At 51.9% G+C, this 16,748-nt stretch carries 11 protein-coding genes and 1 pseudogene; 8 read left to right on the top strand and 4 right to left on the bottom strand.

Annotated features, from left to right (window positions below; genetic code table 11):
* Together B156_RS30465 and B156_RS30460 are read left to right on the top strand one after the other, a co-directional pair.
* Positions 1-1,050 (top strand): NHL repeat-containing protein (locus B156_RS30465; protein WP_245563796.1); only part of this gene is annotated, 1,050 nt, incomplete at its 5' end.
* 14 nt (positions 1,051-1,064) lie between these two features.
* Positions 1,065-2,426, top strand: a pseudogene (locus B156_RS30460) (T9SS type A sorting domain-containing protein); the annotation flags it as partial.
* A 279-nt stretch (positions 2,427-2,705) separates the two neighbouring features.
* Here the strand turns inward: B156_RS30460 and B156_RS0121320 are convergent.
* From B156_RS0121320 to B156_RS0121310, 3 genes are all read right to left on the bottom strand, one after another.
* The gene (locus B156_RS0121320) at positions 2,706-3,155 is read right to left on the bottom strand and encodes a hypothetical protein (protein WP_018621816.1); all 450 of its coding nucleotides are present in this window, start codon (positions 3,153-3,155) and stop codon (positions 2,706-2,708) included.
* 240 nt (positions 3,156-3,395) lie between these two features.
* Positions 3,396-3,956 (bottom strand): aminoacyl-tRNA hydrolase, encoded by a 561-nt coding sequence (pth, locus tag B156_RS0121315; RefSeq protein ID WP_018621815.1) that lies wholly within the window; start codon positions 3,954-3,956, stop codon positions 3,396-3,398.
* A 7-nt stretch (positions 3,957-3,963) separates the two neighbouring features.
* Complete coding sequence (locus tag B156_RS0121310; RefSeq protein ID WP_018621814.1) at positions 3,964-5,826, bottom strand: T9SS type B sorting domain-containing protein; 1,863 nt, start codon at positions 5,824-5,826, stop codon at positions 3,964-3,966.
* A 219-nt stretch (positions 5,827-6,045) separates the two neighbouring features.
* Between B156_RS0121310 and B156_RS0121305 the strand changes: the two genes are divergently transcribed.
* From B156_RS0121305 to B156_RS32275, 3 genes are all read left to right on the top strand, one after another.
* Positions 6,046-7,188 carry an esterase gene (locus B156_RS0121305; RefSeq protein ID WP_018621813.1) on the top strand — a complete coding sequence of 381 codons (1,143 nt, stop codon included), beginning with the start codon at positions 6,046-6,048 and terminating at the stop codon, positions 7,186-7,188.
* A gap of 196 nt (positions 7,189-7,384) precedes the next feature.
* Positions 7,385-9,724, top strand: a complete 2,340-nt coding sequence (locus B156_RS0121300) for a glycoside hydrolase family 3 protein (RefSeq protein ID WP_040586158.1) — start codon at positions 7,385-7,387, stop codon at positions 9,722-9,724.
* Positions 9,725-9,904: 180 nt separating this feature from the next.
* Positions 9,905-11,815, top strand: a complete 1,911-nt coding sequence (locus B156_RS32275) for a sensor histidine kinase (RefSeq protein ID WP_018621811.1) — start codon at positions 9,905-9,907, stop codon at positions 11,813-11,815.
* A gap of 52 nt (positions 11,816-11,867) precedes the next feature.
* On the opposite strand, the gene B156_RS0121290 is transcribed toward B156_RS32275, so the two are convergent.
* Entirely contained in the window at positions 11,868-12,386 is a 519-nt protein-coding gene (locus B156_RS0121290) for a dihydrofolate reductase (protein ID WP_018621810.1), read from the bottom strand.
* 181 nt (positions 12,387-12,567) lie between these two features.
* Between B156_RS0121290 and B156_RS0121285 the strand changes: the two genes are divergently transcribed.
* The 3 genes from B156_RS0121285 to B156_RS0121275 all read left to right on the top strand — a co-directional run bounded on the left by B156_RS0121285 (position 12,568) and on the right by B156_RS0121275 (position 16,704).
* Positions 12,568-13,839: a nucleotide sugar dehydrogenase gene (locus B156_RS0121285; RefSeq protein WP_018621809.1), complete on the top strand. Its 1,272-nt coding sequence runs from the start codon at positions 12,568-12,570 to the stop codon at positions 13,837-13,839.
* A gap of 165 nt (positions 13,840-14,004) precedes the next feature.
* Entirely contained in the window at positions 14,005-15,630 is a 1,626-nt protein-coding gene (locus B156_RS0121280) for an NADP-dependent glyceraldehyde-3-phosphate dehydrogenase (protein ID WP_018621808.1), read from the top strand.
* Positions 15,631-15,696: 66 nt separating this feature from the next.
* On the top strand, positions 15,697-16,704 hold the full coding sequence (locus tag B156_RS0121275; protein WP_018621807.1) for an ABC transporter ATP-binding protein: 1,008 nt from the start codon (positions 15,697-15,699) through the stop codon (positions 16,702-16,704).
* The last annotated feature ends 44 nt before the right edge of the window (positions 16,705-16,748 follow it).

Raw genomic sequence — 16,748 nt, 5'->3', positions numbered from 1 at the left:
GATTACAATAATCAGCGCATCCGTAAGGTCAATACTAGCGGGGTCATCAGCACGGTGGCCGGTACTGGTATTAGCGGTTTCAGTGGGGATGGGGGTGCAGCCACGGCGGCCAGTCTGAGTGGGCCCAGTGGTTTGGCGTTTGATGCCTCGGGCAATTTTTACATTGCAGACGGTGGTAACCAGCGCATCCGTAAGGTGTCCACTGCCGGTATTATCAGTACCGTGGCCGGTACTGGTATTAGTGGTTTCAGTGGGGATGGGGGCGCGGCTACGTCGGCCAGTCTGTATGGTCCTGCTGATATGGCGTATGATGCCTCGGGCAATCTCTACATCGCGGATATTGGTAATCGTCGCGTCCGGAAGGTCAATACCAGCGGTATTATCAGCACGGTGGCGGGTAATGGTTTTGTCGGTTTCAGTGGGGATGGGGGTGCGGCTACGGCAGCTGGTTTGTATTTTCCCACTGGTGTGGCGTATGATGCCTCGGGCAATCTCTATATCGCGGATGCTAATAACAACCGCATTCGAAAGGTGTCCCCCAGCGGCATCATCAGCACGGTGGCAGGCAGTGGCGGAAGTGGTTTTTTCCTTGGGGATGGTGGTCCGGCCACAGCAGCCAGTCTGGTTAGTCCCACTAGTGTGGCGGTGGATGCCTCCGGTAATCTCTACATCGCTGAGCTCAACAACGCCCGTATCCGCAAGGTGTCTACCAGTGGGATTATTAGTACAGTGGCGGGTAATGGCAGTCAGGGCTTTAGTGGGGATGGGGGGCCTGCCACAGCAGCCAGTCTGGTTAGTCCCACTAGTGTGGCGGTGGATGCCTCCGGTAATCTCTACATCGCTGATTTTGATAACCACCGTATCCGTAAGGTGTCTACCAGTGGCATCATCAGCACGGTAGTGGGTACTGGTGTTGCTGGTTTCAGTGGGGATGGTGGCCCGGCCACGGGGGCACTTCTATATCGTCCTTCGGGTGTGGTGGTGGATGGGGGGGTAATCTCCTCATTGCGGATACGTACAATCACCGTATCCGTAAAGTTAGTGGCCTGACCAATGGGAGCCTGGCCATTACGGGAGTTACCGGATTGAGTTGTACGCCTAGCGGGGCCAATCGATACACCATCAGTTTCAGTCCCCAGTACAGCGGGGCTACCAGCGCGCCCATCAGCTTTTCGGTAGTCAATGAAATGCTGCCCACTACGAGTCCCGGGCCCTACAGTCTACATCTTTATACGGACAATCCGAGTATTATCCTGAAAGCTTCCCAAACGGGGACCGATGGAGAAGCCAGTTTTGTTTACAACTGGCTATCGGCCTGTGGTAACGCGCCCGTTCTCCCTCCTTCGTTTACGATTGTAGATGTGACCGGGGTGAGTTGTACATCCCTCTCGGCCACGTCGCGCAGGCTGAGTTTTACCCCGGTTTATAGCGGAGCAACGGGCGCACCCATTAGTTTCTCCGTAGTCAATGAAATGTTGCCTACCACTAGTCCGGGTCCCTACATTCTGGACCTCTACACCGATAATCCGGTCATTAACCTACGTGCGGTGCAATCTGGCAGTTCAGCTTCCCATGCCTACAACTGGCTGGCTGCCTGTCAAAATCCTGTTGCTCCTCTCACCATAACGAACGTGACTGGGGTGAGCTGCACATCCCTCTCGGCCACCTCGCGTCGAGTGAGTTTTACCCCAACTTACAGCGGTGGGACGGGTGCACCCATCAGTTTTTCGGTGGTTATTGAGATGCTGCCCACTACCAGTCCGGGCCCCTATACTCTGACCCTCTATACTGATAACCCAGTCATTAATCTGCGTGCGATGCAATCTGGCACGACGGCTTCGTACGCCTACAACTGGTTGGCCGCCTGTCAGAATCCAGCTGCTCCGCTTACCATCACGGGGGTGACTGGGGCAAGTTGTACCGCTCTGTCGGCCACGTTGCGCCGAGTGAGCTTCAGCCCAGTTTACGGGGGAGGAACGGGGGTACCCATCAGTTTCTCGGTGGTTAATGAAATGTTGCCCACTACCAGTCCGGGACCCTACACCCTTCAGCTCTACACCGATAACCCGGTCATTAACCTGCGTGCGGTGCAGTCTGGCAGTTCGGCTTCGCACGCCTATAACTGGCTGGCTAACTGCTCGGCAAGTCTCCGGATAGGGGTTAAAGAAATCGGAGAATCGCTGCGGGTAACTGTATTGAGCAACCCGACGTTGGCCGACGAGGTGAGTGTTGAAATTAGCGGGGCGGTGGGTGGCCTAACGCTGTCAGTGTTCGACAGCCGGGGCCACCGGATGAGTGAAAAGAGTCTTACTCAACCGGTGGGTACGGTGCGGACTACGATTGGCCTAGGTCAGTCAACGGGGGTGTATCTGCTTCGGGTGCTGACAACTACCCAAAGCCAGGTTGTGAAAGTGGTACGAGAATAGGGTGGTGTTGATTTAAGCCTACTCATGGCTGACCCGATTCATCAACAGAAAAGCCGCCCCTTAATCCGGGGACGGCTTTTCTGTTGATGAATCGGGTCAAAAGCAGACTGCCAGTAGCGAACTGAACGGGTGGGGAGGGGTATAAAAAAGATAAGGTTCCCTGATCGTGCAGAGAACCCTATACTGACTATTCCTAAACCCTTAACCTTTTCTACATGAAAAACTAACTTTTACTCTTTTCTGTTCCCTTCACTCAACTAATTTAGTGTTATATCTAAATTATTGAATTTCAGGGGTTTCTGTTACTTCACTGATCGGGAGGTTCACATTCCAGAGGAAGTTAATCATCCGGGTCGTGTGGTTTGCCTGATCCATCCAGTGGGCGGCTTCGGTATCATTCACCTTAGCCAGTTCATTGATGACCTGAGCGGCTCCTTCGTTGAACGTAGCACGGTCGGCAGGGCTAATGTTCAGCACGGCGGCCGGATGGTCGTTATACGAAGTGATAACACTCATAAAATTCTGCCAATTTGTAGTAGTTGCAAACTTGGCAATGTGTTGTTCCACATACGAAGCAAATACCTTCTGTGAACCATTGACAAGCATCGTACTTGCCGGCTTTTTGGCTGCCGGGCTATCATCAGTGTTGGTGGTGGTAGCCGCGCCTGCCTGTGATATCGTCAATCCTAATCCAAGTACCAACGATGCAAAGATAACGCGTGATTTCATTGTTTTGTTCTATTTTGTTTTCAATTAGATAACACACAAATGTCTATAGAAAGTTTTAAATCGCAAGGGTTCTATAGGGTGTGCTGCCAAATATTATTCCGAATATAATGCCGACTTTTTAATTATTAACGCCTTTTAGCTCAATTATTTTGAATATAGAAAAATATTATTCTGCACAGTGAGTATTGATAGGTATAAAATACATATTGATAAAATTATAAAATTCTTTAAAAAGTTATATCATTGGTTGTAATTATTCATAGCCATTTCTATGCCCATAGTACAAAACGCGAGTGCAGCCGCTCCTGCCCGGTCCAGATAGTCCGGCAACTGGATCATTTCGTCCTCCGGAAATTCACCCAACACGAAATCAACCTGCCTGCCTTTTGAGAAATCGTTGCCAATGCCCACCCGCAGTCGGGCGTATGGCTGGTTGTTCAGCACCTCGTCGATACTCTTCAGTCCGTTGTGCCCCCCCGGCGACCCTTTGGGCTTCAGGCGTAGTTTGCCAAATGGCAAATCTTTATCGTCCGTAATAATCAGTACATTCTCCACCGGAATGTTTTCCTGCTTCATATAATAGAGTACGGCCCGGCCACTCAGGTTCATATAGGTTGTAGGCTTGACAAAAAACAATTGTTTTCCTTTGTGCTGCCATTTGGCCGTGTAGGCCAGGCGGGTCATGGAAAAACTAAACCCGTGCTGGGCCGCCAGCCGGTCGAGGACCATAAAGCCGGCATTATGGCGGGTGAGTGCGTATTCGGGGCCAATATTGCCCAAACCAACAAGCAAAAATTTCATGGGTAGTTTAATTCAGTAATGCTACCGATTCGCGGTAACTCGATTGGGTGCCATCGGGAAACTGGCAATCCAGCCGGTACACGTAGGCACCGGGCTGGGCTGGCTGACCGTTTAACTGGCCATCCCAGAGCGGTTCGCCACTCGTCAGGGTAAAATTAGACCGGCTGTACAGAATGGCTCCCCAACGGTCGAACACGGTGAATTGGGTAACCGACAGGGACGGGAACGCAAAACGGGCGGTAAAACCGTCATTGCTGGTATCCCGATTGGGAGAAAAAGCGGTTGGCAAATGAACAACGTTCGGACAATCCAGTGGTATGGTAACGGTTTGGGAAAGGGTACAGCTACTGGCATCGCGGATAGTTAGGGTGTAAATCCCCGCTTCCAGACCGGTAAAGGCCGTTTTGCGCTGAAAGGATTGCCCATCGAGGGCGTATTCATTGGAACCGGCCTGTTGGTTCGTGCTGAACGAGACGATGCCGTTCTTCAGTCCGCATCCTTCGGCCGTTGTTTGGATCGATACGGGTTGCGGCCCTGTGCTGGCGGCTACACTCACCGACTGGGTTACGGTGCAACCAGCACTGTCGCGGGCGGTGAGACTGTAGTTCCCCGATTTTAACCGGGTAAAAACACCACTGGCCTGATAGAGCTGGTTATCACTGCTGTACTGAACGGGGTTCGTTCCCCCCGCTATTGTTAACGTAGCCTGTCCGTTCGCCTGGCCGCAGGTGGTGGGTGTAACTGCCGAACTAAGAATGACCATTGGTTTAAAGACCGGTAAAGTAACCGCCCGGTTTACTTCGCAGGCGTTTGCATCCCGCGCCCGAAGGGTATAAGAACCACCGGCCAGGTTCGTAAAAAGTGAACTGGTCTGGTAGGTAACCCCGTAGTCAATCGAGTAGGTGAGGGGTCCTTTACCACCCGCGGCCACTACGCTGATCGTGCCATTGGCTGTAGCGCATTTGGGTGGCGTACTAACCAGACTGGTAATGGTGGGTGCCGTATCGGAGGTGATGGTAATTGCCTGTTCGGTTTTGCAACCCAGGGTGTCCCGGGCCACTACCGTGTAAGAACCCGGCTTCAGGCTGGTAAATAAAGCATTCTTCTGAAAGGGGCCATTATTCAGGCTGTACTGGAAACCGCTGGAGCCGGTAGCGGCTACGGCAAGGGAACCGTTGTTCTTATCGCAGCCCGTATTAAGCGTCGATACGGTAAGGGATGATTCCAGTACATTGATGGTGATGGGTACTACCGGACTTTCGTTCTGGTAAAGCGTTTGGGTGACGTAAAACGTTGTTGTTTTGGTAAGTTTCGGACTATACGTGTTACCGCTGGCCAGCAATGTGGTTTTCTTATCGGACGAGTACCAGCGCAGGTTCTTGCCCGTAACCCGTAAATCCATAGGGCCGTCTTTGCAAAACGTACTCGGCGATTTCAGGGCAATCCGATACAACTCAATCGTGCCGCCACCCGCATCGGTGCAGGTGGTGCCGTTAACGATATTCGCATAGTTGCCAATAAGGCTCTCGTCAGTACTATTAAAGACAATAACTCCCTTCCAGAAACAAATGTCTTTCACGGCGGAGCTGCCATTCTTATCCGACTCGACGAACGAAACGGTTGATCCACCCAGAATGCCACTAATGTAAGCAACGCCCCCAAATGGTACGTTGGGATTCGCCGTTTGCGCCGTTCCCCCAACCGTAGTGCCGGCCTGCGTGAGCGTCATGGTGTAGTTATACACTGCCTGATTAGGATCACTGGGGTAGGTTACGCCAAGCCAATATCCCGCCACGGTTGCCTGTGCCCTGCTGTCGGTAGCCAGGGTTGAAAACGCCAGTAAAAGGGCAAGGATACACTGTTGTTTCATACCTACTCCTGGTTATGTAGTAGCGGGCAAAACTACCAATTCACTAAAGTAAAGACAATACTGCATTTGTACTATTTCGCTGCCATTTTAAGGCTCGTTGACCAGTAAATTGATGCCTGAGTCCGGTCAATACGAGTAAATAATGCCTTTGTCCGGATTTGTTTTTGTGGACAGACCTACCCCGCTAAAGTCAAACTAACCGTAAAAACAACCCAAGCTATGCGCCGTATTTCACTAACCCTGTGTGCTTCATTAATCGTATCCGGCCTGCTGGCGCAGGCACCCCGACGACAGCCAACCCCGAATGATACACTCAAGTCGCCCAGGGTGATGGATGATAAGCGGGTTGCTATTCAGATTTACGCCCCCAAAGCCAGTGAAGTAACGGTATCCGGTGATTTTACGGGCACTAACAAACCCGTTAACCTCACTAAAAACGATTTGGGTGTCTGGTCAACCACCCTTGGGCCGCTTCGCCCCGACTATTATACCTACACGCTGATGGTGGATGGCGTGCGGACGGCAGACCCTAAGAATCCGGTTATCAAACAGGGTATCAGCAGTATTGAAAACGTGATGAGCGTCCCCGGCCCCGAAACGGCTTTTGAAGAGAATGAAATGGTGCCCCATGGCGAGGTGCGGGAGGTGTGGTACCCATCCAGCACGCTGGATATGATGCGCCGGATGCACGTATATACGTCACCCGGCTACGATAAAGGGAACGCAAAATACCCCGTATTTTACCTGCTTCACGGAGCAGGCGATGATGATTCGGGCTGGAACAGCATTGGCCGGGCGGGGTTTATCATTGACAATCTGATTGCTGCCGGAAAGGCTAAACCCATGATTGTGGTGATGCCCAGCGGGAGTATGCCATTGCCTCCGCAAACGGGTATGCCCAATGGGCAGACCATGAACCGGATGCGGGATCTGTTTAGTGCCGAGTTGCTGAAAGACGTAATGCCCGTGGTAGAGAAAACGTACCGGACCCTGAACAAACCCGAAAACAGAGCCCTGGCCGGGTTGAGCATGGGCGGTTTTCAAACGCTGGACATTACAATGACACATCCTGAACTGTTCAATTATGTGGGTGTTTTTAGTTCCGGATTTTTCGGTGCAACGGTTGACGAAGCGGAGACTAAATACGCGAAGGTTCTGAATGACCCATCGTTCAATAAGGGTAAAAAGCTATTCTGGGTGGCCATCGGAAAGGACGATTTTGTGATGGATGCCAACAAAAAGACCCTGGCTCTGCTCGATAAGCACAACATCAAATACCAGTACAAAGAAACGTCGGGCGGGCACACCTGGATTAACTGGCGACAGTATCTGAATGAATACGTACCCCTCTTGTTCAACTGAGGGATAACCAGGCCCCCTGTTCGCATCGCATACTATTGGTGGCTCTCCGCCCAATTGTATGCGATGCGTTTTTCTAAAAAGCGACCTGACTCTTCACCCATGCAGATTGAGATCTGCCCATGTCGGCGCGGGCAGAGCAGAAAACCAGTTCGTAAGTTATTCTCATGACGTAACTTGCATGAATTACCTGCTAACCATGAGAAAAAAAATTGCTTACGTTGGCCTGCTGGGCCTACTCTCCACCTCCGTCTTATTTGGCCAGAACGGGACCGAACCAAAAACCGTGAACTGGACAAAAGTGACTAACAAAGGAGGGCAGACCCTGGGCTATGCCCCTGCCTCCGGCGTCAAACTATTGACCGACAAAGGGTTGTCCTTTAAAGACCTGAACAGAAACGGCAAGCTGGACAAATACGAAGACTGGCGGCTCTCGGCCGACGTTCGGGCGAAGGACCTGGCTGCTCAGATGAGCATCGACCAGATTGCCGGGTTGATGCTCTACAGTAAACACCAGCCCATTCCGGCAGCACCAGCAGGTCCGTTCGCCGGTACGTATAATGGAAAAGTCTTTGCCCAGAGTGGTGCTAAAGTAGCCGATCTGTCAGACCAGCAAAAGGAGTTTCTGACCAAAGATAACCTGCGCCACGTGTTGATAACGTCGGTGCAAAGTCCGGAAGCGGCTGCCGAATGGAACAACAACGCGCAGGCGCTGGTAGAAGGATTAGGATTGGGTATTCCCATAAACAGCAGCTCCGACCCCCGGCACGGTACCCGGGCCGATGCCGAATTCAATGCGGGTGCCGGTGGGGCTATTTCGATGTGGCCCGGCTCGCTGGGGCTGGCAGCTACGTTCAACCCCGACTTAGTGCAGAAATTTGGTCAGATTGCGGCCACCGAATACCGCGCGCTGGGTATTGCCACGGCCTTGTCCCCCCAGGTTGACATTGCCACCGACCCGCGCTGGAACCGCGTGAGCGGCACGTTTGGTGAAGATCCCAAATTGGCCACCGATATGGCCCGCGCGTACATCGACGGGTTCCAGACCTCAACCGGTGCCCGTGAACTGACGGGTGGCTGGGGCTACAACAGCGTTAATGCCATGGTAAAGCACTGGCCTGGTGGCGGTTCGGGCGAGGGTGGTCGTGATGCGCACTATGGCTATGGCAAATACGCCGTGTATCCCGGCAATAACTTCATGACCCATTTGCTGCCTTTTATCAACGGTGCCTTTAAACTGAAAGGGAAAACCGGCATGGCTTCGGCGGTGATGCCCTACTACACAATTTCGTTCAATCAGGACAGAAAATACGGGGAGAACGTAGGTAATAGCTACAACAAATACATCATCCACGATCTGCTCCGTACGCAATACAAGTATGATGGAGTTGTTTGTACCGACTGGCTCATTACGGCCGACGAAACGGCGGTGGATGTGTTCCTAACCGGAAAATCGTGGGGCGTAGAGAAGTTGACAGTTCCGCAGCGGCACTACAAAATCCTGATGAATGGGGTCGACCAGTTCGGCGGCAATAACGAATCGGGGCCGGTTATTGCGGCTTATAAGATGGGCGTTACTGAGCACGGTGAAAAATTTATGCGCACCCGGTTTGAGCAATCGGCGGTGCGGCTGCTCAAAAATATATTCCGGACCGGGCTGTTTGAAAATCCGTATCTGGACCCGCAGGAGTCACAAAAAACGGTCGGTAAATCAGACTTCATGAATGCCGGGTATCAGGCCCAGCTGGAATCGGTGGTGATGCTGAAGAACAAGGCTAAGGCCCTGCCGCTCACCAAAGGCAAAACCGTCTATATTCCCAAACGATTTACACCGGCGGGCCGTAACTTCCTGGGTATGGATATTCCCGAAAAGCTGGAATACCCGGTAAACCTGACCATCATAAAAAAATACTTCACCGTTACTGAAAACCCCGCCGAAGCCGACTACGCACTGGTTTTTGTGCGCAGTCCGGATTCCGGTGGCGGGTACAGCATTCCTGACGCCAAAGCGGGTGGAACGGGTTACGTTCCCGTTAGCCTGCAATACGGCGACTACACCGCTCAGGGTACCCGCGACCCCAGCATTGGCGGGGGTGACCCGCTGGAGAAATTCACGAACCGCACGTATACGGGCAAAACGGCGAAAACCATCAACACATCCGATTTAGGTATGGTGACGGAAACCTACACCAAAATGAACGGCAAGCCCGTCATTGTAGCGCTACAGGTATCGAACCCGACAGTTGTTGGCGAGTTTGAAAAGGAATCGAATGCCATTCTGGCCCATTTCGGCGTACAGGATCAGGCATTGCTGGACATCCTGACGGGGGCGCACGAACCCTCGGCCCTACTACCCATGCAGATGCCCGCCGATATGAAAACCGTAGAAGCCCAGGCTGAAGATGTGCCCCGCGACATGACCAGCTACCGGGATTCGGACGGGAACGTGTACGATTTCGGGTTTGGTCTGAACTGGAAAGGTGTCATTCAGGATGCCCGCACGGCCCGGTATAAGCAGGCGGTGATGAGTATGAAGTAAGCACGTACTATAAACCCAGTTTCTACGACGGTGGCCCGGCTAAAAGTTCTGAATCTTTGGCCGGGCCACCGTCGTATGGTTTACGTATTTTCGGGCTATACTTGTACCAGATTGCGCAAGTACGGCTCTGGTTACAGGAGATAAAAAACAGGAAGTGTATGGTTTGTTGAGTCACCACCTATGAAGCAACTTTTTTACGTTGGCATCAGCGTCTATTCCGCCCTGTTTTTACAACTGAACGTACTCCCTGTAGGGGCACAGTCCATACAGCCAGACAGCACATTGGGGCAACCCGTACAACCTTCGGGAAATGAGGGGGTAGGCCGCCTGAAAGCAGCACTCAGACGAAACGTTAATTCTATTCAGGTAGCCGACACGCTTCTTGGTTCGGCCCGTAAACTGGCTTACCTGCCTGGTCAGGTAGTGGCCCTGTGTCAATTGACAAGCCTTCGATTACAGCTACAGCAACCCGATCAGGCGGAACTGCTTGTGCAGGAAGCTAAAGGCATTGCGGTCCAGATTCGTGATTTGCGCGAAGCGGGCTGGGCTATGAGTCAGGTAGGGCGTATACTGAATAATACTGCCAAGAGGTACCCCTCTTCAATTGCAGTGTTTACTGCCGTTATGGACGCACTGGATGCTTCTATGCGTATCAGTGGAGCGAAGCTTGCAAAAAGTAGAGAATCCGTATCGCTTCCTCCCGAAGCAACATCGCCGATTGAGCGAAGAATGTACGATAAGCGGGCATATTCGACCAACCTCGCCGATAACCTGACAGCGCTGCCTGTTCAGCCGTATGTACCGGAGGTGAGCCGTAAACCTCATACCAGGCCCGATTTCGTTGACCGCTGGCTTGATACCCTCATTCGCTCTGGTGGTAGCAATTCGCCGATGGTACAGCAAATCACGGCGCGGAAAAGACTTCGTGATTCCAACCAGGAGTTAAGCAAGGCATTTGCCAGGGAGGGTGATTACGCGCAGGCGTATCGGTATTATTTACAATACAGTGCGTACAAAGACAGCTTAACGGCCGAAGCGACCACACGCCGTTTGGCTTCCCTGCAGTACCAGCAGAGTTTGCTTAAGAAAGAAGCACAGATTAAGCTGTTAACGAAAGACCAGCAACTGCGTGATCAGGAAGCCCGGCGTCAGCAGCAATTTGTTTTGGTCCTGATTGGTTGCATCGCACTTTTAGTGGCTTTTACGCTACTATTAACCCGTAATAACCGGGCAAAACAATTGGCCAATCGGCAGTTGAGTGAGCAAAAAGAAGCCCTTCAGCTAACACTGTCCCAATTAAAGACAACCCAAACGCAGCTCATCCAGGCCGAGAAGATGGCCTCTCTGGGTGAACTTACGGCCGGGATTGCCCATGAAATCCAAAATCCACTGAATTTCGTCAATAATTTTTCAGAAGTCAGTTCCGAATTGGTCACCGAGTTAATCGAGAATCGCCAGAGCACGGTACGTGACGAAGAACTGGAAAATGAATTGCTAGGCGATGTGCAGCAGAATCTTCAGAAAATAAGCCAGCACGGGAACCGGGCTTCAGTCATTATAAAAGGGATGCTTGAGCACGCCCGGCCCAGTGGGGGACAAAAAGAGCGTACGGATATAAACCTGCTGACCGAAGAATATTTGAAACTGGCTTATCACGGCATTCGGGCGAGGGATAAGTCTGTTGAGGTGAAGCTAACTACCGGGTTCGATGCTGGATTGAGTCCCGTACTGGTGGTGCCGCAGGAAATGGGGCAGGTGCTACTGAATCTGTTTAATAACGCATTTTACGCGGTGCAGAAACGTAAGCAGAACGCGTCATCAGACTATTATCCGGAAGTGTCGGTCAGGACAGCTAGGGTAGCAAATCAAATAAGCATAATTATCCGCGATAATGGCACTGGTATTCCGAATGCCATTACGCAAAAAATATTCCAGCCGTTTTTTACCACCAAACCAGCCGGGCAGGGCACGGGTTTAGGGTTATCGCTCAGCTATGATATTGTAACCAAAGGGCACGGGGGAACCCTAACCGTAGAAAGTGAAGAAGGGGAGTTTACCGAATTTGTATTGACGTTGCCAGCCATTTTTTAGGCAGTAAAACGCCCTTTTCTATAAATAGAGGCAGCCAAACAGGGCGTGAAAACTACCGGCCGTTTTTGCGTTCGTACTCCACAAAGTCAAATGCCACGGCGTGCCGATCATCGGGGGGGTGCGGCACACGGTTAACTTCCTCCCACTGGCTCTTGTCAAAATCCGGGAAATAAGCATCACCTTCGTACGCCTGCTGAATTTCGGTCAGGTACAGGGTTGTGGCCACTGGCAGTGCCATTTCGTAGATTTCACCCCCACCAATGACGAAAATCTCCTGCTGATTGATGGCCGAAGCTACCGCAATGGCCTCCTCCAGCGTATGCTCAACCGTAACACCATCCGCCGTGAAGTCCCGGTTGCGGGTCAGCACAATGTTGGTGCGATTCGGTAATGGTTTTCCCAAAGCATCCAGCGATTTGCGGCCCATGATGATGGGGTGATGGCTGGTTTTGCGCTTAAAAAAAGCAAAGTCGTCGGGTAGGTGCCAGGGAAGGTCTGGTTTGCCATCGCGGTTGTTGCGACCGATAACCCTGTTTTGAGCAACGGCAGCAATGAGGCTGATTTTTGTCATTTGGCTAATTTTTCAGGCAGTCAGTAGAGACTGAAAAAGGAAATACCCACTGGTGGGCGTTCGTGGAATCCACAAAATATACGTCTACAATAATAGCCAATTCGGGCGACATGCGCGTAATTCGTATGTCGCCCGAACTGGTGCATGACTAAATTACACTGTCTTTACTATTTGTTTTTGCATGCTTGACCAGGAAGAAGTATCCATTGGTGTTGTCGGATTGGGGTACGTGGGTTTGCCGCTGGCGGTGGCGTTTGGGCAGCAGTACCCGGTTGTGGGTTTCGACATCGACGGTAGGCGCATTCGGGAGCTGATGGATGGGTACGACGCTACGCGGGAGATGAGTAAGGAGCAAATTGAGGAGGTATCGTTACTGTCATTCACCAGCGACGTGCGTGATTTAAAGCACTGCACCATCTTCATCATCACGGTGCCCACGCCCATCGATGCGTACAAAAAACCCGATTTGAGCTACCTGCTCGGTGCATCGGAAGCCATTGGGAAGTTGTTGAAAAAAGGCGATATCGTCGTGTACGAATCAACGGTGTATCCGGGCTGTACCGAAGAGGACTGCGTACCGGTGCTGGAAAAGTGGAGTAATATGACCTATAATAACGATTTCTTCTGCGGCTACTCACCCGAACGAATCAGCCCCGGCGATAAGCAACGGACACTTACGAAGATCCTGAAAGTTACGTCGGGTTCAACACCGGAAGTGGCCGAACGCATTGATCAGTTGTATCGCTCTATCATTGAAGCAGGTACCTATAAAGCCCCATCCATCAAAGTGGCCGAAGCCGCCAAAGCGATAGAAAATGCCCAGCGCGACATTAATATTTCGTTCGTGAATGAACTGGCGCTCATATTCGACAAAATGGGTATCGACACGAACGATGTACTGACTACGGCTGCTACCAAATGGAATTTCCTGCCCTTTAAGCCCGGTTTAGTTGGTGGACATTGCATAGGCGTTGACCCGTATTACCTGGTTCATAAAGCACAAAGTCTGGGCTACTATCCGCAGGTTATATCGTCGGGGCGGCTGGTAAATGATGGGATGGGCGTATTCGTAGCCCAGAAAACACTGAAGCAACTAATTGCCAACGGGGCGCAGATTCAGCAGTGCCGTATTTTAATTCTGGGGTTCACATTCAAGGAAAACTGCCCCGATACCCGCAACACCAAAGTAATTGATATTTATAACGAACTGAACGATTTTGGTCTCACAGTGGACGTGTATGATCCCTGGGCATCAGCACGAGAGGTGAAGCAGGAATACGGCATTGAGTTGATTCGGGCTATAGGGGTGGATAAATACGATGGTGTAATTCTGACGGTAGCGCACAAACAATTCCTGGAACTGGACATCAATCGGTTGAAGAGGGACGAGAAATCAATCATATTCGATGTCAAATCTATTGTTGATCGAAACCTGGCCGACATCCGGCTATAGTAACAACATGACCAGCCAACTACCGATAGAGACAGCCGGGTAGGGATGTAAGGCCGCAAAAGCCCCCGGTCGCTCTCCGTTTCCTGGTAGAAAGGGCTGTCTTCTATTGGATTTCGCTGGCTAAATCGCGACGTTTGCCGCCATTACCTACAATCAGTTTTTAGTATGAACGACGCACAGCTTACCAGCCTCTTTCCTGCCAACGGGGATCAAATTCCTGCCGAATACCATATCGAACCTATTCACCAGCGCGAATACCTGCTCAATGGAGAAATGCGCTCCTGGGATGGACCTTTTTCGGACGTATACTCACCCGTTTGTTTACCCGATGCCAATGGTACGTTGCAGCGGCAGTTAGTCGGTAGTTTCCCGGTTACTGGTCCAGACCAGGCCGTGGAGGCCCTGAATGCCGCCGTGGCGGCCTACGATAATGGCCGGGGCGAGTGGCCGCAAATGAGCACTGCCAACCGAATTGGCTGCATGGAAACCTTCATCGGTAAAATGCTGGAGCAACGGAAACTGGTTATCAACCTGATTATGTGGGAAATCGGTAAGAATCTTGCCGATGCGACCAAAGAGTTCGACCGGACCGTAAAATACATTTATGATACCGTCGATACCCTCAAAAATATGGACCGGAACTCATCCCGTTTCCGAATTGAGGAGGGTATTATCGGGCAGATACGCCGGTCACCCCTGGGCGTTGTGCTCGCCATGGGGCCATTCAATTATCCGCTCAATGAGACCTACACCACGCTCATCCCGGCCATTCTGATGGGGAACACAATTCTCTTCAAGACCCCCAAACACGGTTCGCTACTACATTATCCATTGCTCGAAGCGTTTCGGACCAGTTTCCCAAAAGGGGTGGTGAATTCATTGTACGGCCGGGGGGCCAATGTAGTGCCGCCCGTTATGCAGTCGGGGAAAGTAAACGTGCTGACGCTTATCGGGTCCAGCAAAGTGGCCGATGAGCTACAGCGATTACATCCCAAACTAAACCGGCTGCGGTCAATTATGAGCCTCGATGCAAAAAATGCCGCTATCATCCTGCCGGATGCTGACCTCGATGTGGCCGTGAGTGAGTGCCTCCTTGGTTCGCTTTCGTTCAACGGGCAGCGGTGTACCGCCATCAAGATTATCTGGGCGCATCGCTCCATCGTCGACCGGTTTTTGGCGAAGTTAAGCCCTGAAGTGAGTAAACTTAAACCCGGTATGCCCTGGCAGCCCGGTGTCCAGATTACGCCCCTCCCCGAACCCACCAAAACGCAATACCTGACCGATATTATTGCCGATGCTACCGCCGGTGGGGCATCGGTGGTGAATGAAGACGGTGGCAAAACGGTAGCTTCGCTGTTTAAACCCGCCGTGGTTTATCCGGTAAAAGAAGGGATGAGGCTCTACCGGGAAGAGCAGTTCGGCCCCGTTATTCCAGTGGTCGTTTATGACGATACCGAGGAGTTTATCGAGTACCTTATCACGGACGACCACGGCATGCAGGCCAGTATCTTCGGTACTGACACGACGAAAATTGCCGAACTCATCGACCCGCTCGTCAACCTCGTCAGCCGTGTCAACATCAATGCCCAATGCCAGCGGGGCCCCGACACCTTTCCGTTTACCGGTCGTAAAGACTCCGCAGAAGGAACGCTTTCGGTGGAAGATGCCCTACGCTCTTTCTCTATCCGGTCGGCCGTGGCCACGAAAGATACAGCGGCCAACAAGGCTATTCTAAACGAAATTGTGGGTGAGCACAAGTCGGAGTTTTTGAGTACGAGTTTTATTTTTTGATACTCAATAATCCAATCATTCAACCCTACAAGGTTTTGAAAACCTTGTAGGGTTTTACAACTAAATATGCTCACGGCCACCAAACTCACTAAATCATTTTCTGGCGATGTAAAAGCGGTCAGGAACGTATCCATCACGCTCCAGCCTGGTCAGATTGTTGCCCTGGTGGGTGCTAGTGGATCAGGGAAAAGTACGCTCCTGAATTTGCTGGCAGGACTGACCGATGCCGACACGGGTGAAGTCCGCTTCAACGATGAACGCGTGTTGGGACCGTCCGAGAAACTGGTGCCGGGGCACGAGTCTATCCGGCTGGTGCATCAGGAATACCAACTGATGCCAAATGTGTCGGTGCGGGAGAATATAGCCTACGCGCTTCGGTTTTTCGAAAAAAACTACCGCACGTTTCGGGTCAACGAACTGCTGAAACTGTGCCGTCTGACCGATGTGCAGGACCGGTTACCCCGACAGGTATCCGGGGGCGAGAAGCAACGGACCGCCATTGCCCGGGCCATCGCCGACAAACCGTCGGTGCTATTGCTGGACGAACCGTTCAGTCATCTCGATTTACCCAACCGCCTGCTGGTTCGTGATTTATTGTTCGATCTGGTTCGTCATCAGTCCGGCGAAACACCACCCACTTCCTGTCTGTTCGTGACGCACGACACAACCGATGCGCTGTCCATTGCCGACGTGCTGGGCATTCTGCGGGATGGAAAACTGGTTCAGCTGGGGGCACCCGCTGAACTATACCATCGACCCGTTTCGGCTTATGCTGCCCGTATGACGGGCCCGGTCACGATTGTCAAAGCGAAATACGTATCCCTGTTTGGCCGGCCCGTTTCTGATAACCCGGATGCGCTGGTTTGTTTGCGTCCCGAACAGATCTCCCTTAGCGATGTGGGCACACCGGGTACCGTTCGGGCCGTGTATTTCAGGGGCAGTACTGTTGAGCTGGATGTTGACCTGTCGCGGTACGTATCGGTACGGTTGTTCACCAGCCGAAGTGATGTGCAGGTGGGGCAGTTAGTGAACGTAACCCTGGTTGACGCACCTGTCTGGTACCTGCGCAGTTAGGCACTCATAACTAAGTCGCTTATTGGTTAGTTATTGCTAAAATA

Origin of the sequence: Spirosoma luteum DSM 19990 (genome assembly GCF_000374065.1) — a bacterium.
Taxonomy (GTDB): Bacteria; Bacteroidota; Bacteroidia; order Cytophagales; family Spirosomataceae; genus Spirosoma; species Spirosoma luteum.
This window is presented reverse-complemented; position numbering and strand designations above follow the sequence as displayed.